A 25,297-nucleotide genomic window follows, 5' to 3' on the forward strand; every position below is an offset into this window, starting at 1 on the left:
CGCCCCGGTGGGTTTGTCCCGCACGCGGCATCCGCCGGGAACGGCCGCCCTGTAGGTTCTAGCGCCATGGAGGAGCTGGACCGACAGATCGTGGAGCTGCTCGTCACGGACGGGCGGATGAGCTACACCGACCTGGGCAAGGCTACGGGCCTGTCCACGTCGGCGGTGCACCAGCGGGTGCGTCGGCTGGAGCAGCGCGGCGTCATCCGCGGGTACGCCGCGGTCGTCGACGCGGAGGCCGTGGGGCTGTCGCTGACCGCGTTCATCTCGGTGAAGCCGTTCGATCCCAGCGCCCCCGACGACATCGCCGAACGCCTCGCCGGCGTCCCGGAGATCGAGGCGTGCCACAGCGTGGCGGGCGACGAGAACTACATCCTCAAGGTCCGCGTGGCCACCCCGCACGAGCTGGAGGAACTCCTGGCCCGGGTGCGCTCGCTCGCGGGCGTCTCGACCCGCACCACGGTGGTCCTGTCGACCCCGTACGAGGCGAGACCGCCCAAGATCTGACGCGCCTGGGCCCGGTGTCCGGGATCTTCGAGGAGGCCCTCGGTGCGGGACGGGCCGGGCGAGGCGCGAGACTGGTCTCATGAATGAGCGCACCACCCCGCCGCGGACCGTTCTGCTGCGCCGAGGAGAAGTCCACAGCCCCGTCGACCCCTTCGCCACCGCCATGGTGGTCGAGCGCGGTCAGGTCGCCTGGGTCGGCTCCGAAGGCGCCGCCGACGCCTTCGCGGACGGCGTGGACGAGGTCGTCGACCTGGACGGCGCCCTCGTCACCCCGGCGTTCACCGACGCGCACGTCCACACCACCTCCACCGGGCTCGCGCTCACCGGTCTCGACCTGTCGAGCGCGCCGTCCCTGGCCGCCGCCCTCGCCCGCGTCCGCGACTTCGCCGCCGCGCACCCGGACGACCGGGTGCTGCTGGGCCACGGCTGGGACGCGGCCTGCTGGCCCGAAGGCCGGGCGCCCCGGCAGGACGAGCTGGACGAGGTGACCGGGGGCCGACCGCTCTATCTGAGCCGTATCGACGTCCACTCGGCCGTCGCCACCACCGCCCTGCTCGACCTGGCACCGGGCGTACGGGACAAGGCCGGCTTCGTGGCCGGGGAGCCGCTCACCCGCGACGCCCACCACGCCGTGCGCGCCGCCGCGTTCGCGGCCGTCACCCCCGCCCAGCGCACCGAGGCCCAGCGCGCCGCCCTCGCCCACGCCGCCTCCCTCGGTATCGGTTCGGTCCATGAGTGCGCGGGCCCGGACATCTCCTCCGAGGACGACTTCACGGGACTGCTGAGCCTGGCCGCGCGGGAGTCGGGCCCCCGGGTCGTCGGCTACTGGGCCGAGCGCGATGTCGACAAGGCGCGGGAGCTGGGCGCGCTCGGTGCCGCCGGTGACCTGTTCGTCGACGGTTCGCTCGGCTCGCACTCCGCCTGCCTGCACGAGCCGTACGCCGACGCGGCCCACCGCGGCACCGCGAACCTCGACGCGGCCGACATCGCCACCCATGTCGTCGCCTGCACCGAGGCCGGGCTCCAGGCGGGCTTCCACGCGATCGGGGACGCGGCCGTGACCGCGGTGATCGAGGGGATGCGCGCCGCCGCCGAGAAGCTCGGCCTCGCCCGCGTGCGCGCCGCCCGCCATCGCGTCGAGCACGCGGAGATGCTCACCCCCGAGACCATCGCGGCCTTCGCCGAACTCGGCCTGACCGCCTCCGTGCAGCCCGCCTTCGACGCGCTGTGGGGCGGCGAGGAGGGCATGTACGCCCAGCGCCTCGGCGTGGCGCGGGCCCGCACGCTGAACCCCTTCGCGGCCCTGCTGCGCACCGGCGTCCCGCTCGCCTTCGGCTCCGACAGCCCCGTCACCCCGCTCGATCCCTGGGGCACGGTCCGCGCCGCGGCCTTCCACCGCACCCCCGAGCACCGGGTCTCCGTACGGGCCGCGTTCACCGCGCACACACGCGGCGGCTGGCGGGCGGTCGGACGGGACGACGCGGGCGTCCTGGCGCCGGGCGCGCCCGCGGACTACGCGGTGTGGCGCACCGACGAGCTGGTGGTCCAGGCCCCCGACGACCGGGTCGCCCGCTGGTCCACGGACCCCCGTTCGGGCACCCCCGGACTGCCGGATCTGACCCCGGGCCGCGACCTGCCCGTCTGTCTGCGCACCGTCGTGGGCGGCCGGACGGTGTTCGTACGGCCGGGCGAGTGATCTCCAGGAGCGGTGCGGCGGCGATCACCCGCCGAACCTTCGTCGCGCGACCTGTACGTTCTCTGCCCTGACCAGGGCGGCGAGCGAAGAAGCGCAGGTCGCACGGCTATTGACAGTGGGGAGCCGCGGGCCGGTAGGTTCTGCCGGGTCCACCACCGGACGTCCGACCGGGGAACCTCCACGCCGTCGCCGGAGCGCCGCTGGGTCGGGGATGTGCCGCACCGGCACATCGCCACTGGGAGCCAGGCCCAGCGCCCCTGCCACGGCGAGGGAGCGTTCCGGCCGGTCGGCAGGGTGTGACCCGGGTGGGGGCCCGGTCGTTCAGTAGACAACGGCTTTCGGTCGGCCCGCAGCCAGCGGGTCCCAGGTCGGCCCGAAGGGCGCCGGGCCCCGATCCCCGCACCGAACGGGCAAAATCAGCTTCTTACCCGACTCTTGTGGAAACGACACCCCCGTGCGCACCTGCCGCTCCATCGGCCCATGTCGGAGGCCACTATGGTGGACCCCTGCGTACGGAACGAAGGGGCAGCAGTGAACGACGGCGACGGGACCCGCGCGGCGGACGGCCAGGGAAGGCAATTCGGTCCGCTCGGTACCGCCCTGGTGATCATTCCGACCTACAACGAGGCGGAGAACATCAAGGCGATCGTCGGCCGGGTACGGTCGGCCGTGCCCGAGGCGCACATCCTGGTGGCCGACGACAACAGCCCTGACGGCACGGGCAAGCTCGCGGACGAGCTGGCGGCCGAGGACGAGCAGGTGCATGTCCTGCACCGCAAGGGCAAGGAAGGGCTCGGCGCCGCCTATATCGCGGGCTTCCGCTGGGGCCTGGAGCACGACTACGGCGTCCTGATCGAGATGGACGCGGACGGCTCCCACCAGCCCGAGGAGCTGCCGCGGCTGCTGACCGCGCTCTCGGGCGCCGACCTGGTGCTCGGCTCGCGCTGGGTGCCGGGCGGCCGGACGGTGAACTGGCCGAGGTCCCGCCAGGTCATCTCCCGCGGCGGCAGCCTCTACTCGCGGCTGGCCCTCGGCCTGCCGCTGCGCGACATCACGGGCGGCTACCGCGCCTTCCGCCGCGAGACCCTGGAGGGCCTCGGCCTGGCCGAGGTCGCCTCGCAGGGGTACTGCTTCCAGGTCGACCTGGCCCGCCGCGCGGTCAAGGCGGGCTACCACGTGGTCGAGGTGCCCATCACCTTCGTCGAGCGCGAGTTGGGCGACTCCAAGATGAGCCGCGACATCGTCGTGGAGGCGCTGTGGCGCGTCACGGCGTGGGGCGTGGGGGAGCGCGTCGCCAAGGTCACGGGCCGCACCAAGTCGTCCTGAGCCTCCGGTGCTGAGCGGGCGGCCGGACGGATGCACACTGGGAACATGACCACTGGCACATCGACTTCCCCCCGCTCCTTTCGGCCGCGGCGATCCCGGCTGCTCACCCTCCTGCCCTTGGGTGTCGCCGCCTGGCTTGTGCTGGAGATCTGGCTGCTCCTGCTGGTCGCGAACGCGGCCGGCGGGTTCACGGTGTTCCTGCTGCTGGCCATCGGTGTCGTCCTGGGCGCCGTGATCGTCAAGACGGCAGGTCGCCGCGCCTTCCAGAACCTCGGCGAGACCCTGCGCCCCGGCAGGAGCGGCGCGGCACCCTCGGCAGGCGGCAACGGCCTGATGATGCTCGGCGGCGTGCTCCTGATGCTGCCCGGCATGATCTCCGACGTGGTGGGGCTGCTGCTCCTCGTGCCGCCGGTCCAGCGGCTGGTGGGCCGCACCGCGGAGCGCACGATCGACCGCACGCTGCGCAGGACGCCGTTCGGCAGCGTCGGTGGGGCCTTCCAGCGGGCGCGGATGCACCGCCACGACGGCAAGGTCGTCCAGGGCGAGGTCGTCGACGACGAGCGGGGTACGGACTCGACGCCGCCGGGCCCGCGTCCGCCGCTCGGCCGCTGAGCCCACAGACACCCTGAGCACACCGAACAGCGGGCGCCCTACGTCGAGATGACGTAGGGCGCCCGCTGTTCACTGGCGTGTTGTGCCCCGCCCAACCCCCGGAGGGACTACGCGGATTTGCGGCTGTCTCGCGGATGGACCGCGATGTTCATCGCACCGGAGCGGAGAACGGCCAGGCGCTCCTCGAGGACCTCTTCGAGCTCCTCACGGGTACGCCGCTCCATCAGCATGTCCCAATGCGTACGCGCGGGCTTGCCCTTCTTCTCTTCCGGGCCGTCGCCGTCCACCAGGAGTGCCTGGGCCCCGCAGACCTTGCACTCCCACTCCGGCGGGATCTCCGCCTCGACCGAGAAGGGCATCTCAAAACGATGCCCCTTCTCACATGCGTACTCCACGGCCTGGCGCGGGGCCAGGTCGATGCCGCGGTCCGTCTCGTAGCTGGTCACCACGAGGCGCGTGCCGCGAAGAGCTCGCTCACTCATGAATCGTGCCTCCCGGGCTTGTCGCCCACAGGACAGGTGTCGCTGTCGTCGTCATCCGGTCAACGTCCGGTCGGCGGTAAAGATTCCCGTTCCGGGCCATGCGTCGCCGTCGTAGCCGCCCCTTGTTGTACCCACCGGCGCCCGGTTTGTCACATCTGCTCACAGATGTCACCCAGCGTTTCGTCTTCATCGACGCGCAGTAACGGTACGCCTGGTAAGCCAACCGCGTACATTACAGGCCTTTCCGGCCAGGTGTTAAATCCTTTCGGGAACGGGATTGCCCGCGTCGCGTATCGCCTGCCGCAGCGGCACCCGCGCGAGCAGCACGAACCCGATCGCGAAGAACGCCACCAGCGAGATGATCGCGTCCCGATAGCTGCCGGTGAGCTGGTAGGTGAGGCCGAACAGCAGGGGCCCCAGCCAGCTCATCCCGCGGTCGCTCATCTCGTACGCCGAGAAGTACTCGGCCTCCTTGCCGGGAGGGACCAGATGCGAGAACAGCGAGCGGGACAGCGCCTGGCTGCCGCCGAGGACCAGCCCGATGCCGATCGCCAGAACGAAGAACCCGGCCGGTACGCCCGCCGGGAGGAAGTAGGCGGCGGCCAGCGTCACCGTCCACGCGATCAGCGAGCCGAGGATCGTGCGCTTGGCGCCGTACGCGCGGGCCAGCCGCCCCATGCCCAGCGCGCCGCCCACCGCCAGCACCTGCACCAGGAGCACGGAGACGATCAGCGTGGACTGGCTCAGGCCCAGCTCCTCCGAGCCGTACACCGACGCCTGCGAGATCACCGTCTGGATGCCGTCGTTGTAGACGAGGTAGGCCAGCAGGAAGGCGAGGGTGAGCGGCTTGTCGCGCATGCCCCGGACCGTGGCCGCCAACTGCCGCCAGCCGTGCACCGAAGGGGTGGTGGCCGCCGTCGGCGGCGTACGGCGGTCGCGCAGACGGCGCAGCGGTACGAGCGTGAAGGCGCCCCACCAGACCCCCGCCGAGGCCAGACAGATCCGGACGGACGTCGATTCGGAGACACCGAAGGAGTCATGGGCCGTGAACAGGACCAGGTTCGCGATCAGGACCAGCGCACCGGCCGCGTAGCCGAAGGCCCACCCGCGCGAGGAGACGGCGTCGCGCTCCTCGGGCGTCGCGATCTGCGGCAGATAGGAGTTGTAGACGACCATCGAGACGCCCACCGACGCGTTCGCGACGATCAGCAGGAGGCCCCCGAGCAGATAGCGGTCGCCGTCCAGGAAGAACATCCCGGTGGTGGCCGCGGCGCCCAGATACGCGCTCACGGCGAGCAGCGGCTTCTTGCGGCCGCCGCGATCGGCCGCGGCGCCCGCGAGCGGCATGACGACGATCGCCACGACGATGGAGGCCGAGACGCAGTACGCGAAGAACGATCCCGCGCGCACCGGCAGCCCCAGCGGGTGCACATATCCGTCCGCGTCCGCCGCGGACTTGGCCACCGAGGTGAGATAGGGGCCGAGGAACACGGTCAGCACGCTCGTCGAATAGACCGAGCACGCCCAGTCGTAGAAGTACCAGCCGTGTTGTTCCCGCCGCCGCTCACCGGCCTCGTCGGTCACCGTCGCCACCACGGTGTCGTTGCCCACCCCAGCCCCTCGCTTCCCCGTGAACGTGCTTGTGCGCGGGGCGTTCAGGCCCAGGTACCCCGGTCCTCGAGAACCGTGCGCAGTGTGTCGATGTGATCGGTCATGATGCCATCGACCCCGAGGTCCAGGAGCCGGTGCATCCGATCCGGTTCGTTGATCGTCCACACATGGACCTGCAGCCCGAGCGCGTGCGCGGTGCGGACGAAGCGGTGGTCGACGACGGGGACGCCGGACCGGGACTCCGGGACCTGGGCGGCGATCGCCGAGCGGCGCAGGGCCACGGGCACGCCCCAGGAGCGCAGCCGCAGGCCCAGCACGCCACGGATGCCGTACGACGTCGCCAGGCGCGGCCCGGCCAGCCGCTGGGCGCGGGCCACGCGCGCCTCGGAGAACGAGCCGACACAGACCCGGTCCCAGGCGTTCATGCGTTCGATCAGGGTGAGCAGGGGGCGCAGGGCGGGCTCCGCCTTCATGTCCACGTTCCAACGGACCTCGGGGAACTCCGCCAGCAGGTCCTCGAAGAGGGGCACCGGTTCGCTGCCCGCTACGCGCGCGTGCCGTACGGCCTCCCAGGGCAGGTCGGCGATCCGACCCGTCCCGTCCGTCACCCGGTCCAGCGTCGCGTCGTGGAACGCCACCAGCTTCCCGTCGGCGGTGGTGTGGACGTCCGTCTCGATGTAGCGGTACCCCGCCGCCACCGCGCGCCGGAACTGGGCCGCGGTGTTCTCCAGGCCGTCCGCCGCCCCGCCCCGGTGGGCGAAGGCGATCGGGCCGGGGTGGTCGAGATAGGGGTGGCGTATGAGGGTGGTCACCGGGGCAGTATGGCCTCCTCCCGCTGCCCGGTGGCAACGACCGTGCTGCGGGCCGGTGCCGAGAGGGCGGCGAACAGGCGGAGGAAGAACTGGGCGAGCGGGCCGATGGCCAGCGCGTACAGGACGGTGCCGATCCCGACGGTGCCGCCGAGGGCGAAACCGGTCACGACGACAGCGAGTTCCACGGCGGTGCGCAGCAGACGGATCGAGCGGCCGGTGCGCTGGTGCAGCCCGGTCATCAGGCCGTCGCGTGCAGCCCGGTCATCAGGCCGTCGCGCGGGCCGGGACCGAAGTTCGCGGATATGTAGAGGCCGGTCGCCACGCCGTTGAGGACGACACCCGCGAGCAGCAGGGGGACCCGTACGGCCAGCCGGTGGGCGTCGGGGAGGGCGGCCAGGGTGGCGTCCATGGCGAAGCCGATCACGAGGACGTTGGAGATGGTGCCGAGGCCGGGGCGCTGACGCAGCGGGATCCACAGCAGCAGGACCCCGGCGCCCACGATCGTCAGCACCACGCCCATGCTGAGCCCGGTCAGCTCCGACAGGCCCTGGTGCAGGACGTTCCACGGCTCCAGACCGAGCCCGGCCTCGACGAGAAGGGCGGAACTCGCGCCGTACAGCACGAGCCCCGCGTAGAGCTGGACCAGGCGTCGCCCGAGACGACGCCGGGTGGATGGTTCGGTGGCCGGTTCTGTGGACAAGAGATACCCCCTGTGGTGGCGGTGGACCGATGCATGTCACTCTGTGGCTTGGAAACAGAAGCCATCCATGGCCAATTCGGGGAAGGTGGACTGGGAATCGTGGCGCAGTGGACCTCAGCCGTGGGGGCTGCACAGCTCGCGCGGCTGCTCAACTCCCAGCAGGACCGACCCGCGGGCCCCGGCAGCCGCCGCCCGCCCGCCTATCGCGCGCTCGCCGACGGCATCCGGCTGCTCGTCCTGGAAGGCCGCGTGCCGGTCGCGGCCCGGCTGCCCGCCGAGCGGGAACTGGCCCTCGCGCTGTCCGTGAGCCGTACGACGGTCGCCGCCGCCTACGAGGCGCTGCGCACCGAGGGGTTCCTCGGCTCCCGCCGCGGCGCCGGTAGCTGGACGGCCGTCCCGGCCGGCAACCCGCTGCCCGCGCGCGGTCTGGAGCCGCTGCCGCCGGAGGCGCTCGGCTCGATGATCGACCTCGGCTGCGCGGCGCTTCCCGCGCCGGAGCCCTGGCTCACCCGCGCCACCCAGGGCGCCCTGGAGGAACTGCCGCCCTACGCGCACACCCACGGCGACTACCCGGCGGGCCTGCCCGCCCTGCGCGCGATGCTCGCCGAGCGCTACACCGCACGCGGCGTCCCGACCATGCCCGAGCAGATCATGGTGACCACGGGCGCCATGGGCGCGATCGACGCGATCTGCCATCTCTTCGCCGGGCGCGGCGAGCGCATCGCGGTGGAGTCGCCGTCCTACGCCAACATCCTTCAGTTGATGCGGGAGGCGGGAGCCCGGCTGGTCCCCGTCGCCATGTCCGAGGGGCTCGGCGGCTGGGACCTGGACCGCTGGCGCCAGGTGCTGCGCGAGGCCGCGCCGCGGCTCGCCTACGTGGTCGCGGACTTCCACAACCCGACCGGCGCGCTGGCCGACGAGGACCAGCGGCGCCGGCTCGTGGACACCGCCCGCTCGGCCGGGACGGTCCTGATCGTCGACGAGACGATGAGCGAGCTGTACCTGGAGGACGGCATGGAGATGCCGCGCCGGGTCTGCGCGTTCGACCCCGCCGGGTCCACGGTCATCACGGTCGGCTCGGCGAGCAAGGCGTTCTGGGCGGGGCTGCGCATCGGCTGGGTGCGGGCGGCTCCCGATGTGATCCGCAGCCTGGTCGCGGCCCGCGCGTACGCCGACCTCGGCACCCCCGTACTGGAGCAGTTGGCCGTGAACTGGCTGCTGAGCACGGGCGGTTGGGAGCAGGCGGTGGAGCTGCGGCGCGCCCAGGCCCGGGAGAACCGGGACGCCCTCGTCGCCGCCGTGCGCAGGGAGCTGCCGTCGTGGGAGTTCTCGGTGCCCAAGGGCGGTCTGACGCTGTGGGTGCGGACGGGCGGTCTGTCGGGGTCCCGGCTCGCCGTGGCCGGTGAGCGGGTCGGCGTCCGGGTGCCGTCGGGGCCGCGCTTCGGTGTGGACGGCGCCTTCGAGGGGTATGTGCGGCTGCCGTTCACGGTCAGCGGGGCGGTGGCCGAGGAGGCGGCGGTGCGTCTGGCGGCGGCGGCGCACCTGGTGGAGACGGGCGTGCCGGGACCTGTGGAGGATCCGCGCACCTTCGTCGCCTGACCGGAAGTCATCCGACGGACGTCACCCGACGGACGTCACCCGGCCGGAAGGCGAGTCTCATCTCTCCGCGGCGACCGCCTCCACCGGCCGCTCCGGGGCCTTCTCCACGGCCGGTGCCTCCACCGGTACGGGCTTCACGGTCACCGTCCGCACCGTCATGGTCTCGACTGCCTCGGCGGGCTCGCTCCGCTGCGGCAGCAGCTCCAGCACCGCCTGCCGGTGGTTCTCGCTGGTCGCGTCGTCGTACGGGTCCGGGGTGACCGGTACCTGGAGGCGGTGGACGGGGCCCGAGCCCAGGCGGGCGTAGCCGCGGCCGGGCGGGACCTCCCTGACCTGCGTGGTGTGCGGCGACGCGCCGAGGACCGCCGCGAGGTCGTCGGGGGCCGCCGGGCCGAGCACCACACGCGCGCGCGTGTGCTGCCGTACCGCGTCGGACAGGCCGTCCACACCGTCGAACTGCTCGGCGACCACGACCGTCACGTTCGCCGCGCGACCGTGCCGCAGCGGCACCTGGAGCAGCGCCTGGGGGTCGCGATGCCCCTCGGCCGCGGCGAGGTGTCCGAGGACGCTCGGGCGGTCCAGCAGGATCCACAGGGGCCGCTTGACGTCCTCCGGCGGCGGATGCCCGGCCTGCCGCGCGCGGTTCGCCGCGATCAGCCTGCGCTCCGTCTCATGGGTCGCCCACTCCAGGCTGGCCATCGCCCCCGCGAGCCCCGACTCCACGGCCATGACGCCCTCGCGGCCCGCCAGGCACGCGTACTCGCCGGTGCCGCCGCCCTCGACGATCAGGATGTCGCCGCGTTGGAGCGCTTGCAGCGCGATGGAGCGCATCAGTGTCGTCGTACCGCTGCCGGGGCCGCCGACGACCAGGAGATGCGGTTCGGTGGAGCGCGCGCCCGTGCGCCACACCACCGGGGGCACGTCGCGCTGCTGCTCGCCGTGGGTGAGCGGGAGGGTGCGCTGGACCCCGGTCGAGTCGGTGAAGCCGAGGACCACCTCGCCGGGCGCGGTCACGAACCGCTGGGCGGTGATGTCGGTGGGCAGCGGCGGCAGCGCGGTCACGGTCAGTTCGTTGCCCTCCTCGTCCCACGCGAAGTGGTACTCGCGGCCCCGGCCCGCCTTGGCGTGCAGCAGATGCTCGATGCGGGCCCTGGAGTCGGCCTCGCCGTCGGTGAAGTAGGCCGGGTAGCGGATGAGCAGCCGCGAGATGCGCCCACTCTCCTCGAACTCGTAGGACGAGAACGCCCGCGTCCATTCGCCGCCGTGCGTGTACAGGGGCGCCGGGTCCTCGGCCGTCGAGAAGTACGGCACCAGCGCCTCGTACAGCGACCGCAGCCGCTTGCTCTGCGCGGGGTCGGGGCCCGTTTGCTGCGGTGTCCGGCGTTCGCGGCCCTTCCAGCCGGCCGCCGCCATCAGGGTGATGGCGGCGAGCATCGGCCCGTACGGCACCAGGGCCACGACCAGGATCACTGTCGCGACCAGGAAGAGGAGCGGCCCCCGCCGGTCTTTGGGTGTGTCCGCCCAGGTGCGGTGCGCGGCTGCGGCGAGTCGGCGCAGTCCACGGGTGATGGTGATCAGCGGATGGAGGATGTCGGTGGCGCCGTCGGCGGCCGTCCGGGCCAGCTCCCGGCTGCGGGCGATCGGTGCGCTGCCGTGGGTCAGGATGCGGGGGAGGGGGCGGCGGGCCACGTCGTTCTCCTGGAAGTCGCGAGCGGACGGGGGCGGGTCAGAAGTTGATCCCGCCGATGAGGTTCGCGAGGCTCGAACCGCCGGCCTTGATGCTCGGGGCGATGGCGGTACTCGAGAGATAGAACCCGAAGAGCCCGCTGATCAGCGCGTGCGATCCCTTGAGCCCGTCCTTGCGGCAGTAGAGGAAGACGATGACGCCGAGCAGTACGACGCCTGACATGTTCAGAATCATTGCGCTCTCCTGGGTCATGGGGTGAAGTCACCATGAGTACTTCCAGGCTCACAGGATGTATCTGTACGACAAAAGGTGCAACTGAGTGGAAACCCCTCGAATTGCCCCACTTGGCAGCGTCGGGCCGCTCTCCCGGGCCGGACTGCCGTGCTCACGCGGTGCTGCCACGCCCGCGCGAGCGCGAGAGCGGGCAGGGGGCGCGTAAGCCAGTACGCTGGCGATTCACCCGTACGGCGTCACCGCTCGACGTCGCACGGCCCCGCGTACGGCCGCCCCGCTCGCTGCCGTATGCTCCCGCAGTCCCCAGAGTCGTAGCAGTTCGTAGTTGAGAGGCGGTCCGGCGATGAGTGAAGCCCCCGACCCCGAGGTCGTGGAGCTGGCGACCAAGATCTTCGATCTGGCGCGCCGAGGCGAGACCAAGACGCTCGCGGCGTACGTCGACGCGGGTGTCCCGGCCGACCTCACCAACGACCGCGGTGACTCCCTCGTGATGCTGGCCGCCTACCACGGCCACGCCGACGCCGTCCGCGCTCTGCTGGAGCGCGGCGCCGACGTCGACCGCGTCAACGACCGGGGTCAGACCCCGCTCGCGGGTGCGGTTTTCAAGGGTGAGACGGAGGTCGTCCGGGCCCTGCTGGAGCGCGGCGCCGACCCGGCCGCGGGCACGCCCTCGGCGATCGACACCGCGCGGATGTTCGGCAAGGCGGAGCTGCTCGAACTGTTCGGCGCATCCTGATCCGACCGTTCTGACCAGCGAGAACGCGGACAATGGGGGAGGTAGTACGGGGCCGCCCGAAATAAGGTCGCGGCAGGCGAAGACAGCGGGTCATCATGACGTCGTGATTCACGGACGCGATGACTGGGCACGAGTTGCTGCACCGCGCGGACCGTGAAGCGGTCCGTATGGGCCACCGACGAGAGGCAGAGGAAATGGTCTACAGCAAGCAAGAGACGGCGGGCACCCCGACGTGTTGGCGCGCGGCCAGGTAGTGGGTGATACCCGGTTGCGTCGACGCTTGATATGAGGCTGTTTCCCATGTTCGAACCGGTCATAGCGCCCAGCGGAACCCTGCTCGGCCTCCTCCAGAGGGGCCGCGGCGACGGGACGCTGCACGCGCTCACCGCACCGCGAGCCGAAGCGCTCGCCGCCCTCGACCACTGTGTGCTGCGCGACCCCCGCCACGACTGGCAGGTGGAGAACCGCTCCCTGTACTACGCCCGCCTCTACCTCGACCTGCACGGCGAGCTGGACGCGATCGAGGCGCACCTCTTCGGCGCCGAGGACGTCCTGGACACCGACGAGTGCCGCACCGGGCTCGCCCTGGCGGTCCTCGGCCACCTCGCCTCGTACGGCAGACAGGACGCGCTCGCGCTCCTGCGCAGATACGCGGCCTCGGGCGCCAACTGGGCCTGGGCCCTGGACGAACTCGCGCTGCGTGACGACGACGCGGGCCTGCGCGCCCTCTCCGTACCCGTCCTGGCCCGCTTCCCGGCCGACGCCGAGGGCGAGGCCGACCTCACCGCCGCGGTACGCGACGCCTTCGAACCGCGCCCCTGGCGGCTGTGGGCGGAGGACCCCCGCCCCGCCGTCGGCGCGCGCGTGCGCGCCGCTCAGGAAGCGGGCAGCTTCGACCGGTGGCAGCGGCAGATGCGGCCCCAGGGGCCCCGCCCGGGATGGAGCGTGCAGGCCGTCTTCGACTGGGCCCAGCAGGGCCTGGAACGCGGCGCCGTGCTCCATGTGCCGGCCGCGCGCTGTCTCACCGCCGTCGCGGGCCCCGAGAACCGGCACGAGATCGTCGAGGCCGCCCGCGCGGGCGGTGACGGGGCGCGCTGCACCGCCCTGCGCTATCTCGCCGACAGCGACGACCCCGACGCCCTCGACCTGGTCGAGGCCGCCGTGTCGACCGGTTCCGCGCTGGTCGTCGACGCGGCGGTCGACGCCTTCGAACGCATGCGCAGCGTCGCCGCCGTCGACCGCGCGCGCGGCTGGGCCCGCAGGCCGGACGCCCTCGGGGCCGCCGCCGGGCGCGTCCTCGCCTGCCGGGGCGGGGCACAGGACCGCGACCTGGTCCTCGCCGCGCTGCGGGAGGCGGTCCGGGGCGAAGGCCCCGACGCGCAGACCCTGTGGACGCTCGTCGACGGGGCCGGACGGCTCGGTATCGCCTGCGCGGCCCCCGTGCTGCGCCATGTCTACCGCGAGACCGCCTCGTCGCATCTGCGGGGCCGCGCCGCCCGCGCGCTGGCCGCCACGGACCCCTCCTTCGCCGCCGGGTTCGCCGTCGAATGCCTGTGGGACTGCGAGGAGTCGACCCGCGAGATCGCCGCGCGGCACGCCGAGACCGGGGACACGCGCGTCGTGGACCAACTGCGCCGACTTGCCGCTGATCCGGCCGAGGAGGCCGAGGTCCAGACGGCCGTACGCAGCCGGATCGGGCCCGATATGCCCGCGGTGTGAGCCCTGGGCGCCCTGGCGGGACACAAGCGCACGCCAGGGCGCCTCCGCACCGTTTGGGTCCTTGTCGGACCGAGGACCTAATCTGTGCACGTGACTTCGCCTGCACCGACGGATCCTGTTCCGCCCCAGCTCAGCGCGGGGCCGCGCCCCGCCGCGGGCCCGGCCGCCGACGAAGGGCTGGCGCGGCGGCTGCGCGCGCTCGCCTGCACCGCGCCGATCCACGACCTGGACGCGCGCAAGGCGAACCTCGCGGGTGAGTACTCGGTGTACGGGATGGCGGAGGTCGCCCTCGCCGCCATCGACCTCGTCACGCTGAACATGGACTTCGACACCGGCGCGGACCACGAGCAGATCGTCGCCCGCCTCGTCCCGCGCGTCGCCGCCCAGGCCCCCGGCCGCCCGGCCCCCGAGCACGAGCGGGTGGCCCGCTGGGTGCTGGAGAACCTGATCAACGTCGGCAGCGCCGACCGCGGCTTCCGGGCCGTGTACGGTACGTTCGCCTCCGACGGCACCTACGTCCGCCGCGATTACGACTTCAAGCTGATCGAAGAGGTGCCGGGCTACGGCGGCCTCGTCTACCTCCGTACGACCGACGAGGCGGTCAACGTCCTCGTCGGCGCCCTCGACACGGATGTCACCAGCGCCCAGATCGCCGCCGAGGTCAAGCTGGACGTGCTGATCAGCCGCGGGCGCCTTGCCGACGCCCAACTCGCCGCCGAGCAGGCGCGCTACCGCACCGTGCAGTACTCCGAGTCGCTGCGCCGGGCCCTGGAGGCGACCCGGCGCAACGTCCGCGCGGTGGACTGGCTGAAGGCGGTCCCGGACATGATCGCCGAGGCCCTCGAGCACGTCGCCGACCGCTACCGCCATGAGAACGCGATCCTCACCAACATCCGCAAGGCCCGCGACGAGTCGGAGGACCCCGAGCAGAAGCGGCGCGCCGCCGAGCTCGTCGACATCGTCAAGGACTGCATCCGCCGCCACACCCAGCTCCAGTCGCGGCTCCTGGAGGCGGGCCCGCTCTTCCGCGCCGAACAGGACCGGCAGGCGTTCGCCACCCCGATGACGACCTCGGGCACGGACCTCTACGGGCATCTCGTCGCGCCCGTCCTGCCGCTGCCGCTGGAACAGGCGATACGTGTCACGGACGCCTTCTTCGCGCACGGGACGGGGCTGCGCACGCCCGTGTCCGTACGCGTGGGCGACCTGGTCGACCTGCTGCTGACGCCGCCCGTGGAGCGCGAGCACCTCGGCGCCGAGATGCCCGAGCCGGATCTGATCGCCACGCCGGACGACAGCCGGTTCAGCGAGGAGCAACTCGCCGCCGCGACGCAGTTGCTGGACCTCCCGGCGGACGCGCCCCGGCGGCTGTCCGGACTGCTGGCCGAGGCCCGCAAAACGGACCCCGAGCTGCCGTATCTGGTGGCGCTGCTGGCCGTGCACGCGGCCAGCCCCCCGGTCGGCACGGCCTACCGGCAGGGCGAGGAGAAGCTCCTGTTCGCCGTGGACGACGGCACCGAGCTGGACGACCCCGAGTTCGGCGGCGCGGACCTCGTCGTCGGGACGGCCCTGCTGGACGCGGCGGGCATGGCCGCGGCCCGGACGGAAGCCACATGAGCGAGACGGCCCGGACAGAAGCCACTTGAGCATGCCGGGCCCGGACGCAGCCCACTTGAGCACGACGGGCCCGGACGCAGCCCACATGAGCCGAGAACGAGTACCAGCGCACCAAGGAGCCCCCACCGTGACCGAGCACGTCGACCCGAGCGAGCCGGAGACCGCCGCGCCGGCCAGTGCCGCCGTCACCCCCGCCGACACCGCCGACGCGGCGCGGCTCGTCGCCTTCGGGCTCCAGCCGAAGCTCCAGCCCGCGCGCGACCAGGAGTACGCCGACCTGCTGCGCCGCTACCGCGAGGACCCGCCGTTCGCGCGGCTCGTCGACGCCGTCGCCACCGGGCTCGGCCTGATCGTCCTCGAGGTGTCCCCGCGCGCCGGTATGGCCGTGACCGCGGCCGAGGACTCCGTGTTCGCCGTCCGCATGGGCGACTACGCGCGTCGTACCGCGGCCGACTCCGCGGACCGCTTCCTGCACGGACTGGCCCATCTCGCCGTCGCCGCCCTGGCGTTCCCGCGCCCCGAGGACCTCGCCGACGACGGCTACATCGGGCGTGTCACGGTCAACGGCGTCGACGCCTTCGTACGCCAGGCCTGCCGCCGCCTGGAGGAGCGGGCCGGGGAACAGGGCGAGAACACCGACCCGGTGAGCGACGCGCCCGGCCTGGAGGCCGCCTGGCGGATCTGGGCCCGGCGCACCGCGACCGGGGCCACCAAGGACGCGCGCCGACTGGCGGGTTCGACCACCGGCATCGTCGGCAAGGCCGTCGCCTTCCTCACCGACTCCGGGTTCCTGCAGCGCACGGGCGACGACCACGGCGGCACCTACCGCACGACCGCCCGCTACCAGCTTCAGGTACGCGACATGGCGGCCGGCGCCGCCATGACCGAGCTGCTCGACCTCGGCGTCGTCCCGGTCACCGACGGCACGGCGACCCTGCTGCCCGCCGAGGACACCGACGACCTGGAACTGGTGGCCGACGCCGGACTGCCGTTCCACTCCTGACGTCCCCGACGTTCCCGGAGCCCCAACGGTCGCGGACAGCCGCGACCATCCGTGAACGTCCCCTGACGTCCCCGCCTGCCCTTACGTTTGCCCACCCCAGCACGAATCACGACGAGAGTCCGCCGCCATGTACGAGTTGTCCCGGGTCCGCCTCTACTCCATCGGCCCGGCCGGTGCGCGCTATGCCGACACCGTGCTGGACCTGCGGGGTGTGGGTGATCCGGTGCCCGACCCCGCGCCCGTCCAGGCGGAGTTCTTCGAGCAGGAGCCCGCCGGGCCGCCCCGCCGCCCCGCGCCCGCCGGTGTGCTCTTCCTGGAGAACGGCGGCGGCAAGTCCGTCCTGCTCAAGCTGATCTTCTCGGTGATGCTGCCCGGCCACCGCAACACGCTCGGCGGCGCCAGCTCCGGTGTGCTGCGCAAGTTCCTGCTCGCCGACGACTGCGGGCATGTGGCGCTGGAGTGGCAGCACACCCTGACCGGCGAGTGCGTCGTCGTCGGCAAGGCCAGCGAGTGGCGCGGACGCCAGGTCTCCAACGACCCGCGGAAGTTCGCCGAGGCCTGGTACTCCTTCCGGCCGGGCCCCGGCCTCAGCCTCGACAACCTCCCGGTCGCCGAGTCCACCGCCGTACGGCCGCCCGTCGAGGGCGCGTCCGGGGCGCAGGGCAGGCGCCGCACGATGAAGGGCTTCCGGGACGCCCTCACGGAGGCGGGCCGGACGTACCCGCATCTGGAGGTGCACTGGGAGGAGATCCACGACCGCTGGAACGAGCATCTGACGGACCTCGGCCTCGACCCCGAACTCTTCCGCTACCAGCGGGAGATGAACGCCGACGAGGGTGAGGCCGCGGGCCTCTTCGCGGTCAAGAAGGACTCCGACTTCACCGACCTGCTGCTGCGCGCCGTCACCGACACCCGCGACACCGACGGACTCGCCGACCTGGTCAGCGGGTTCGGCAACAAGCTGGGGCGGCGCGCCGAGCTGATGGCCGAACGCGACTTCACCGCGGGCTCGGTGGACCTGCTCGGCCGCATCGTCGAGGCCGCCGAGACGCGGTCGCGGGCCCGGGACGTCCACGCGGGCGCCGAACGGCGCACCCGCACCCTGGCCCGGCGGCTGTCCGCGCGGGGCGTGCGGGAGCGGGTACGGGCCGCCGACCTGGCCCAGCGCGTGACCGCCGCCGCGTACGCCGTCACCCACGCCGAGGGCGCCCGCGCGCGCAGCGCCCTGGTCGCCGCCGAACTCGCCTACCGGCACGCCTCGTTGGCGCTCACCGGCGCGGAGAAGGCCGCCACCGCGCAGAAGCGTGAACTGGCCGACGCCCGCCAGTTGTTCAGCGCGTGGCAGGCGGCGGAGGCTGTGCTGCGCCACCGTGCCGCCGCCGACCGCTCCGCGCGCGTGGCCGCCGCGATCCGCGAGGCCGAGCGGGACGCCGCGCCCGCGCTCGCCGCTCGCGCCAAGGCCGCCGTTGATCTCGTACGGGCGCTGCACACGGCCGCCGAGAGCGCCGAGACGCTCGCCAACGAGGAGGAGGAGCGCTCCGCCGCGCTCCAGGAGGTCGGCGAGGGCGCCTACCGGGACTCGACCGCCGCCGCCACCCAGGCACAGCGCGCGCGCAGCGAGGCCGGGCATCTGCGCCAGCGCCTGAGCGAGGTCGAGCAGGAGACCGCCGAGGCCGTACGGGCGGGCTGGCTGGACGACAGCGCGCCCGACGCCGACCCGGCACGGGCCGCGCTCGCCGCGAGCGACGCCGAGAAGACGGCCGTCGCCGCCTGGGACACCGCGCGCGAGGCGTCCCGCCGGGCGACCGAGCACGCGCGCGAGGCGGCGTCCACCGAGGCCCGCGCGGAGCTGACCGCGGCCCGCGCGGCCGACGCGGCCACGGCCGCCGAGCGGTCGTACGAGGCGGAACGCCGCACGGCGCAGGCGCTCGCGGCCGAGGAGCGGCTGGCCGAACTGCTGGGCCTGTCCGCCGCGGCGGGCGAGGGCCCGCTCGGCGCGGAGCAACTGGACGGCTTCGCCGACGAGTTGCGCGAACTGCTCGACACCTCCGTCTCCTCCGCCGAACGGCAGCTCTTCGAGCTGCGGACCGCCGCCGCCGACGACGCGCGCATCCTGGGCGCCCTCGGCGACGGCGGGCTGCTGCCGCCGGGTCCGGACGTCCTGGCGACCGTCGAGTTCCTCGGCGAGCACGGCATCCCGGCGCTGCCCGGCTGGCGCTACCTCGCACAGTCCGTCGACCCCGTCGACCACGCGCGCGTGCTGGCCGCCCGGCCCGAGCTGGTCGACGGCGTGATCATCACGGACCCGGACTCGCACGCCCGCGCCCGCGAGGCGCTCGGCGACGCCGCGCTGCTGCCGCGCTCCGCCGTCGCCGTCGGTACGGCCGCCGCGCTGCTCGCCCCCACCCCGGCCCGGGACGAGGACAGCGGCGTCTTCCTCGTACCGCCGAACCCGGCCATGCACGACGAACTCGCCGCCGACGAGGAACGCCAGACGCTGCGCGCGCGGGCCACCGACCGGGACGAGGAGATCCGCACGCTCGCGGCCCGGCTCGGCAAGGACCGCGAACTCGCGGCCCGGCTGGCGTCCTGGCGCACCGGTTGCCCGGCCGGCCGGCTCACCGAACTCGCCACGGCCGCCGAGGAAGCGCGCGCCTTCGCCGAGGAGACCGAGGCCGAACTGGCCGAGGCACGCGGCCTCCGGGCCGAGGCCGAGGAAGCCGCCGCCGAGGCCGCGCAGCTCCGCGACGAGCGCCAGGAGGCCGCGCAGAAGGCCCGGCGCGCCGCCGACGCGCTCTCCGGACTCGCCTTCCGGCTGCGGGAACGCGCGGGCTGGCAGGTCACGGTGCGCGAACTCGCCGACGAGGCGGTCGAGGCGGAGGCCCGCGCCCAGACCTGCCTCGAGCGCGCACGCGTCGCCGACGAGGACCGGCGCGCCGCCCAGCGCGCCGCCGACGACGCGCGCCGCACGGCCCGCTCGCTGCGCGCCGAACGCGCCGAGATCGCGGGCGCCCCGGACGACGTACCCGAGGACGGCGCCCACGCGTCGAAGGCGTCCCTGCCCGCCCTTCGCGAGGCCTACCGGGCCGCCTCCCAGGTGTACGAGAAGGTCGGCGTCGGCGCCGATCTGCGGGCCGAACAGGCGCGGGCCGAGAGCGACGAGTCCGCCGCGCTCGCCGAACTGGACCGGCTCAGCAACAAGGTCCGTACGCGCGCCGAGCAGCTCCTGACCTCCCCGGACGGCTCCGACGGCCCCTCCCGGCAGGCCGCCGCCGCACGCGCCGAGGAGTTGGTGCAGCTCCTGGAGACCCGTATGTCCACGGCGAGCGAGCAACTCGGGCGCCTGCGCGGCGAAGCCGAGCGGCACGCGCCCGAGAACGGCGAGGCGCACACCGACCTGCCCGAGGAGCTTCTCCCGCGCGACACCGAGCACGCCCAGGCGCTGCTGCGCACGGCCACCGGTGAACTGGCCACCCGCACCGAGGCGCTCGGCCGGGCTCGCGAGGCCCACGCCGAACTCCTCGCCGCCCACCGGGCCGCCGAGGACGCCGCGAGCGGCTTCGACGAGGTCGCCGCGATGCTCCGCGATCTGCTGCGCGAGCAGGCCGTGGAGGAGGAGCAGGAGGAGTCCGAGCCCTACCCCGGCACGCTCGACGAGGCCCGGCGCTCCGCCGCCGAGGCCCGCCGGTCGCTGCGCGGGTGCGCCGCCGAGCTGTCCGCCGCCGAGGGAGGCGTGCGCGAGGCGAGCGACGTGCTCGTACGGCACGCCAACTCCACGCGGTACGAGCAGGTCCGTACGCCCGCGCGGCAGCAGATCCGTGAACTGCCGGCGTCCGCGCTGCCGGAGCACGCGCAGAAGTGGGCGGAGGCCTTCGCGCCCCGGCTCCGGGTCCTCACCGACGAACTCGCGCAGCTCGAACGCAACCGCGACTCGATCGTGGACCGGCTGCGGGGACTGGTCGAGTCGGCCCTGGCCACCCTGCGGTCGGCGCAGCGGCTCTCCCGCCTCCCCGAAGGGCTCGGCGAGTGGTCCGGGCAGGAGTTCCTGCGCATCCGCTTCGAGGAGCCCGACCAGGCCACGCTCACCGAACGGCTCGGCGAGGTCATCGACGAGGCGACCCGCGCGGCCGTGAAGAAGAACTCCGACCTCAGGCGCGACGGAATGTCCCTCCTGCTCCGGGGCGTCGGCGCGGCGCTCCAGCCCAAGGGCGTCGCCGTGGAGATCCTCAAGCCGGACGCCGTGCTGCGCGCCGAGCGCGTGCCGGTCGGGCAGATGGGAGACGTGTTCTCGGGCGGTCAGTTGCTCACCGCCGCGATCGCGCTCTACTGCACGATGGCCGCGCTGCGCTCCAACGACCGGGGCCGCGACAAGCACCGCCACGCGGGCACGCTGTTCCTGGACAACCCCATCGGGCGCGCCAACGCGACGTATCTGCTGGAGCTCCAGCGGGCCGTCTCGGATGCGCTCGGCGTCCAGCTCCTGTACACCACGGGCCTGTTCGACACGACCGCGCTCGCGGAGTTCCCGCTGGTCATCCGGTTGCGCAACGACGCGGACCTGCGGGCCGGACTGAAGTACATCCGGGTCGAGGAACATCTGAGGCCGGGGCTGCCGCAGCAGCCGCAGGCCGGAGAGACGGTGCACAGCGAGATCACCGCGACCCGGATGTTCAAGCGGCCGACGGCGGACGCCGTGTGACGGGCGGTGTACGCGGTCACGGGTGCGGACGGCCCGCCCCGTGACCGCGGCCTCACGGATGCGGCAACTGCCGCGTGACCGAGGGCCTCATGGACGCGGCTACGGTCCCGTGACCGCGGGCCTCACGGGTGTGACAACTGCCCCGCGCCGCCCTGCCCGGGTATGCGCTTCTGGGCCCGCGCGGCGGCCCGCGCCTGCCGACGGGCCGTACGGCGCTCGCGGCGCAGCGCACGGGCCGTGCTGCTCGGGGCCGACACCACTCCATGGCGCTGGTTCCACACCTGGCGTGTCACCCAGACGTCGAGCGCGCCCCAGGTCGCCGCGACCGTACTGGCCACGCTGCTCAGCACCATGGGGAAGGCGAGCCAGGACTCGGCCAACGTGCACAGGAAGGCGACCATCGCCTGGATCAGCGTCACCGAGATGAGGAGCACCGCCCGCACCGCGGCCGTACGCACCGGATCCGGCAGCCGCCGTCGGCGCGCGGGCTCCTCGACCCACAACGGACGGCGGTACGCCGCCTCGTGGCGCGCCTTGCTCATCAACTCGTCCTCCCCACCGCCCGCAGACCGCTCGTCCCGGTGTCGATCGACACCGGCCCCCAGTGATTGCCCGGCTTGCTCCGCTTTACGCCGCCTGGGCGCGGCATGCGGCGCCTGTGGCCGATTCCGCCCCCTTCTCATAGAGGTAGACGATCGGCGTTCCATGAAGATTCCCATCGAAAGGAAGATCTCGGCCGAGGGAGGAATTCCGGCCAACCGGCCCCGGACCCCCACCGGGAGCCGTCCCCCGCGGCAGGGCGGTTCCGCGGCGGTGATCTCCCGTAATGACGTGACAACTCCCCATGTCCCGTTGGGCGTTCAAGCGGCGACGGGCCAGTTCGCCCCCTTCGAGATCCCTATGAGTCGGTAGTAGGCTCACGCCGTTTGCTGACGAACATGTGTACCCCCCGTCACATCGGAGGGGCGAGCTGGGGGAGGCCATGCGCTTTCGCGGGAAGTCCATCCGCCGGAAGATCGTGGCGCTGCTTCTCGTGCCGCTGCTGTCCCTGACCTCCATCTGGGCCTTCGCGACGCTGCTCACCGGCCGTGCGGCGCAGTCGCTGTTCACCGTCTCCCGCATCGTCGAGAAGGTCGGCTACCCCACCGAGGACACCGTCCGCGTACTCCAGCAGGAACGCCGCCAGTCCCTGGTCTACCTCGCCGACCCGCGTGCCTCCGACGCCCTCGTCGCGCTGCACCGCAGCCGCGCCGCCACCGACGAGGCCGTGGCCACGCTCCGCGAGAACAGCAGGGACGGGGACCTGCACGACGACATGGGCGAGGGCACCACCGGGCGCCTCACCTCGATCCTGGACGCCCTCGACGGCATCGGGACGCTGCGCCGCAGCGTCGAGGACGGCACCGTCGACCGCGCCCAGGCCCTCGACCTCTACAACCGCCTGGTCGACCCCTGCTTCATGCTTCTGACCAATCTGCGTGTCCTCGACAACGTGGAGATGGACAAGCAGGGCCGGGCGCTCGTCACCGTCTCCCGCGCCCGTGAACTGCTCTCCCGCGAGGACGCCCTGCTCGGCTCCGCGCTCGTCGCCGGCCGGCTGACCCGCGACGACATCCACGGCGTCTCCGACCTCGCCGCTCAGCGCACCGTGCTGTACGACGTCGGCCTGCCGATGCTGCCCACCTCGGAGAGCGCGCGCTTCGAGCACTACTGGAAGGACGCCGGTACCGCGCCCTTACGCGTGGCCGAACGGACCGTCATCGACGCCGCCCCCGGCGCCCCGCACGGCGTGACCGCCAAGAGCTGGGACACGGCCGCCGGGCAGGTCCTGGCCCGGCTCGACAAGATGAGCGCCCAGGTGGACGACCGCTACCACGACCGGGTCCGCCCCCGCGCCGGCAACGTCATCGTCAAGGCGGTCATCGCGGGCGTCCTCGGCCTCGTCGCCCTGCTGGTCTCACTGATCCTCTCCGTCCGTGTCGGCCGCGGCCTCATCCGCGATCTGCGCGGGCTGCGTCTGGAGGCCCACGAGGCGTCCGGAGTGCGGCTGCCCAGCGTGATGCGCCGCCTCTCGGCGGGCGAACAGATCGACGTCGAGACCGAGGTGCCGCGCCTGACGTACGACAAGAACGAGATCGGCGAGGTCGGCCAGGCCCTCAACACCCTTCAGCGCGCCGCCGTCGAGGCCGCCGTCAAACAGGCCGAACTGCGCGCCGGGGTCTCCGAGGTCTTCGTCAACCTCGCCCGCCGCAGCCAGGTCCTGCTGCACAAGCAGCTCACCCTGCTCGACGCCATGGAGCGCAGGACCGAGGACACCGACGAACTCGCCGACCTGTTCCGTCTCGACCACCTCACCACGCGCATGCGCCGCCACGCCGAGGGGCTGGTCATCCTCTCCGGCGCGGCCCCCTCCCGGCAGTGGCGCAAGCCCATCCAGCTCATGGACGTGGTGCGGGCCGCCGTCGCCGAGGTCGAGGACTACGAGCGCATCGAGGTACGGCGGCTGCCCCGGGTCGCCGTCACCGGATCCGCGGTCGCCGACCTCACCCACCTGGTGGCCGAACTCCTGGAGAACGCCACGGTGTTCTCCCCGCCGCACACCGCCGTGCAGGTCGTCGGTGAGCGCGTCGCCAAGGGCTTCACCCTGGAGATCCACGACCGCGGCCTCGGTATGGCGGCCGAGGCGCTGCTGGACGCCAATCTGCGGCTCGCCGAGACCCCTGAGTTCGAACTCTCCGACACCGACCGGCTCGGCCTCTTCGTGGTCAGCCGGCTCGCCCGACGGCAGAACGTCCGTGTCTCCCTCCAGCCGTCCCCGTACGGCGGCACCACGGCCGTCGTCTTCATCCCCGACGCACTGCTCACCGACGACGTCCCCGACACCAACGGCATCGGCTTCCGTCTCGACCGCGTTCCGTCCGGCACCGAGGCCGGGACCGGGGAGGAGCGCACGGCGGCGCGGTCCCCGCGGCCCGGCAGGCGCCCCGGTGCCGCGGCCTCGTTCCTGGACGGGCCGGTGGAGCTGGAGGCGCCGGTCGGCCAGGACGCGCTCGACGGCTTCCCGGCCGCTCTCGACGTGGACGCCTTTGACACGGACCCCGTGGGTGACATGGGTGGCATGGGGGAGCGGCACAGCGACCGCGGTGGACTGCTCCGCCCCCGCCCGTCCCTCGTCAAGGTCCCGGACGAGCCGCACCGGCAGCCGCGCGACCGGCGGCGCGAGACGGCCCGCCCCGACGGCGATCCGGATGCCCCGGTCCCGCTGCCCCGCCGCCGGACCCCCAAGCTGGTCAGCTCCCACGGCCGCCCTGTGAAGGAAGCCGCACCGGAAGCCGAACCGGGCGTCGACGGCGAACCAGGTCCGCGCGAGCGGAACATGACGCGGCGTCGGGACGCCGACCGGTCCTCCGGCCGCCCGGAGCAGGCTTCCAAGGACGCCGAGCGAGGAGACAGCTCGCGCCCTCCCGCTCTGCCGCGGCGGCGCCGCACCCCGCCCCCGGCCGACCCGGACCGGACCGCACCGCGCCGTGTCCCGCGGACCGGACCGGCGGATCCGGGCCCGGACGAGCTGCCCCGCCGTGTGCGGCAGGCCAGCCTCGCCCCGCAGTTGAAGGAAGACCCCGCCCGGCGCGACGACGAGCAGTCCCGCACCGCGCCCGCCGAGGGACTCGCCGAACGCGACGCCGATGAGGTCCGCAGCCGTTTCGCCTCGCTCCAGCGGGGCTGGCGGCGGGGCCGCGAGGAGAACGCCGCGGGCGACGAGGCCCAGGACGACCCAGCACCAGGAACGACGAAGGGGGACGGTCGATGACCGCACCGAAGGCCGCAGGGCCCACCGCGACCAGCACGCCATCGCGAGAGCTGAACTGGCTGCTCGACGACCTGGTGGCACGCGTCGCCGGTATCCGCAAGGCACTCGTGCTCTCCGGCGACGGCCTGCCCACCGGCGTCTCCAGCGAGCTGTCCCGGGAGGACAGCGAGCACCTCGCGGCCGTCGCCTCCGGCTTCCACAGCCTCGCCAAGGGGGTCGGCCGGCACTTCGAGGCCGGGGGCGTCCGCCAGACCCTCGTCGAACTCGACGAGGCCTTCCTCTTCGTCACCGCCGCGGGGGACGGCGGCTGTCTCGCCGTCCTGGCCGACGCCGACCCCGACGTCGGCCAGGTCGCCTACGAGATGACGCTCCTGGTCAAGCGCGTCGGAGCGCATCTGGGGTCCGCGCCACGCACCGATCTGCCCTCGGGCGGGTAGTGGGACGGC

At 73.2% G+C, this 25,297-nt stretch carries 18 protein-coding genes and 1 pseudogene; 12 read left to right on the forward strand and 7 right to left on the reverse strand.

Annotated elements, in window-relative coordinates:
* The first annotated feature begins 66 nt into the window (after nt 1–66).
* The 4 genes from ACZ60T_RS26390 to fxsA all read left to right on the forward strand — a co-directional run bounded on the left by ACZ60T_RS26390 (nt 67) and on the right by fxsA (nt 4,141).
* The gene (locus ACZ60T_RS26390; RefSeq protein ID WP_252423294.1) at nt 67–507 is read left to right on the forward strand and encodes an Lrp/AsnC family transcriptional regulator; all 441 of its coding nucleotides are present in this window, start codon (nt 67–69) and stop codon (nt 505–507) included.
* A gap of 79 nt (nt 508–586) precedes the next feature.
* On the forward strand, nt 587–2,203 hold the full coding sequence (locus tag ACZ60T_RS26395; RefSeq protein WP_469668114.1) for an amidohydrolase: 1,617 nt from the start codon (nt 587–589) through the stop codon (nt 2,201–2,203).
* Between the two features lie 531 nt (nt 2,204–2,734).
* A complete protein-coding gene (locus ACZ60T_RS26400; RefSeq protein ID WP_252423291.1) occupies nt 2,735–3,529 on the forward strand; it encodes a polyprenol monophosphomannose synthase in 795 nt (264 codons plus the stop codon).
* A 45-nt stretch (nt 3,530–3,574) separates the two neighbouring features.
* Complete coding sequence (fxsA, locus tag ACZ60T_RS26405) at nt 3,575–4,141, forward strand: FxsA family membrane protein (protein ID WP_365631303.1); 567 nt, start codon at nt 3,575–3,577, stop codon at nt 4,139–4,141.
* A 107-nt stretch (nt 4,142–4,248) separates the two neighbouring features.
* On the opposite strand, the gene ACZ60T_RS26410 is transcribed toward fxsA, so the two are convergent.
* From ACZ60T_RS26410 to yczE, 4 genes and pseudogenes are all read right to left on the reverse strand, one after another.
* The gene (locus ACZ60T_RS26410; protein ID WP_109379407.1) at nt 4,249–4,623 is read right to left on the reverse strand and encodes an RNA polymerase-binding protein RbpA; all 375 of its coding nucleotides are present in this window, start codon (nt 4,621–4,623) and stop codon (nt 4,249–4,251) included.
* 255 nt (nt 4,624–4,878) lie between these two features.
* Nucleotides 4,879–6,234 (reverse strand): MFS transporter, encoded by a 1,356-nt coding sequence (locus ACZ60T_RS26415; RefSeq protein WP_469668115.1) that lies wholly within the window; start codon nt 6,232–6,234, stop codon nt 4,879–4,881.
* Nucleotides 6,235–6,278: 44 nt separating this feature from the next.
* The gene (locus tag ACZ60T_RS26420) at nt 6,279–7,046 is read right to left on the reverse strand and encodes a glycerophosphodiester phosphodiesterase (protein ID WP_469668116.1); all 768 of its coding nucleotides are present in this window, start codon (nt 7,044–7,046) and stop codon (nt 6,279–6,281) included.
* Nucleotides 7,043–7,781 (reverse strand): annotated as a pseudogene (yczE, locus tag ACZ60T_RS26425) (membrane protein YczE). The gene ACZ60T_RS26420 and the pseudogene yczE overlap by 4 nt, the downstream one beginning before the upstream one ends.
* A gap of 64 nt (nt 7,782–7,845) precedes the next feature.
* Here yczE and ACZ60T_RS26430 point away from each other — a divergent pair.
* Nucleotides 7,846–9,345 (forward strand): SCO1417 family PLP biosynthesis transcription factor, encoded by a 1,500-nt coding sequence (locus tag ACZ60T_RS26430; RefSeq protein WP_469668117.1) that lies wholly within the window; start codon nt 7,846–7,848, stop codon nt 9,343–9,345.
* Nucleotides 9,346–9,402: 57 nt separating this feature from the next.
* Here ACZ60T_RS26430 and ACZ60T_RS26435 read toward each other — a convergent pair whose 3' ends face one another.
* Entirely contained in the window at nt 9,403–11,034 is a 1,632-nt protein-coding gene (locus ACZ60T_RS26435) for a P-loop NTPase family protein (RefSeq protein WP_469668118.1), read from the reverse strand.
* Between the two features lie 37 nt (nt 11,035–11,071).
* Nucleotides 11,072–11,266: a hypothetical protein gene (locus ACZ60T_RS26440; RefSeq protein ID WP_252423284.1), complete on the reverse strand. Its 195-nt coding sequence runs from the start codon at nt 11,264–11,266 to the stop codon at nt 11,072–11,074.
* 343 nt (nt 11,267–11,609) lie between these two features.
* On the opposite strand from ACZ60T_RS26440, the gene ACZ60T_RS26445 reads away from it, so the two are divergent.
* The 5 genes from ACZ60T_RS26445 (at nt 11,610) to ACZ60T_RS26465 (ending at nt 21,040) form a co-directional block, all read left to right on the forward strand.
* Nucleotides 11,610–12,002 (forward strand): ankyrin repeat domain-containing protein, encoded by a 393-nt coding sequence (locus ACZ60T_RS26445; protein WP_365631316.1) that lies wholly within the window; start codon nt 11,610–11,612, stop codon nt 12,000–12,002.
* A gap of 300 nt (nt 12,003–12,302) precedes the next feature.
* Nucleotides 12,303–13,721, forward strand: a complete 1,419-nt coding sequence (locus ACZ60T_RS26450; protein ID WP_469668119.1) for a HEAT repeat domain-containing protein — start codon at nt 12,303–12,305, stop codon at nt 13,719–13,721.
* Nucleotides 13,722–13,811: 90 nt separating this feature from the next.
* Nucleotides 13,812–15,338, forward strand: coding sequence for a hypothetical protein (locus ACZ60T_RS26455; protein ID WP_469668120.1), 1,527 nt, complete (start codon nt 13,812–13,814; stop codon nt 15,336–15,338).
* A 127-nt stretch (nt 15,339–15,465) separates the two neighbouring features.
* The gene (locus ACZ60T_RS26460) at nt 15,466–16,341 is read left to right on the forward strand and encodes a hypothetical protein (protein WP_365631322.1); all 876 of its coding nucleotides are present in this window, start codon (nt 15,466–15,468) and stop codon (nt 16,339–16,341) included.
* A 127-nt stretch (nt 16,342–16,468) separates the two neighbouring features.
* A complete protein-coding gene (locus ACZ60T_RS26465; protein WP_469668121.1) occupies nt 16,469–21,040 on the forward strand; it encodes a coiled-coil domain-containing protein in 4,572 nt (1,523 codons plus the stop codon).
* Between the two features lie 122 nt (nt 21,041–21,162).
* Here ACZ60T_RS26465 and ACZ60T_RS26470 read toward each other — a convergent pair whose 3' ends face one another.
* Nucleotides 21,163–21,723, reverse strand: coding sequence for a hypothetical protein (locus ACZ60T_RS26470; RefSeq protein WP_469668122.1), 561 nt, complete (start codon nt 21,721–21,723; stop codon nt 21,163–21,165).
* Between the two features lie 299 nt (nt 21,724–22,022).
* Here ACZ60T_RS26470 and ACZ60T_RS26475 point away from each other — a divergent pair, with 299 nt between their 5' ends.
* A complete protein-coding gene (locus ACZ60T_RS26475) occupies nt 22,023–24,851 on the forward strand; it encodes a nitrate- and nitrite sensing domain-containing protein (RefSeq protein ID WP_469668124.1) in 2,829 nt (942 codons plus the stop codon).
* Nucleotides 24,848–25,288: a roadblock/LC7 domain-containing protein gene (locus ACZ60T_RS26480; RefSeq protein WP_365631330.1), complete on the forward strand. Its 441-nt coding sequence runs from the start codon at nt 24,848–24,850 to the stop codon at nt 25,286–25,288. Before ACZ60T_RS26475 ends, ACZ60T_RS26480 begins: the two co-directional genes overlap by 4 nt.
* Nucleotides 25,289–25,297: the final 9 nt, after the last annotated feature.

It is taken from the genome of Streptomyces sp. NPDC104371 (assembly GCF_055583785.1).

Coding starts and splice junctions, on each gene's coding strand:
- ACZ60T_RS26470 (WP_469668122.1), bottom strand. CDS start 21,723: ATGAGAAGGGGGCGGAATCGGCCACAGGCGCCGCATGCCGCGCCCAGG.
- fxsA (WP_365631303.1), top strand. CDS start 3,575: ATGACCACTGGCACATCGACTTCCCCCCGCTCCTTTCGGCCGCGGCGA.
- ACZ60T_RS26445 (WP_365631316.1), top strand. CDS start 11,610: ATGAGTGAAGCCCCCGACCCCGAGGTCGTGGAGCTGGCGACCAAGATC.
- ACZ60T_RS26395 (WP_469668114.1), top strand. CDS start 587: ATGAATGAGCGCACCACCCCGCCGCGGACCGTTCTGCTGCGCCGAGGA.
- ACZ60T_RS26480 (WP_365631330.1), top strand. CDS start 24,848: ATGACCGCACCGAAGGCCGCAGGGCCCACCGCGACCAGCACGCCATCG.
- ACZ60T_RS26440 (WP_252423284.1), bottom strand. CDS start 11,266: ATGATTCTGAACATGTCAGGCGTCGTACTGCTCGGCGTCATCGTCTTC.
- ACZ60T_RS26410 (WP_109379407.1), bottom strand. CDS start 4,623: ATGAGTGAGCGAGCTCTTCGCGGCACGCGCCTCGTGGTGACCAGCTAC.
- ACZ60T_RS26390 (WP_252423294.1), top strand. CDS start 67: ATGGAGGAGCTGGACCGACAGATCGTGGAGCTGCTCGTCACGGACGGG.
- ACZ60T_RS26465 (WP_469668121.1), top strand. CDS start 16,469: ATGTACGAGTTGTCCCGGGTCCGCCTCTACTCCATCGGCCCGGCCGGT.
- ACZ60T_RS26475 (WP_469668124.1), top strand. CDS start 22,023: ATGCGCTTTCGCGGGAAGTCCATCCGCCGGAAGATCGTGGCGCTGCTT.
- ACZ60T_RS26450 (WP_469668119.1), top strand. CDS start 12,303: ATGTTCGAACCGGTCATAGCGCCCAGCGGAACCCTGCTCGGCCTCCTC.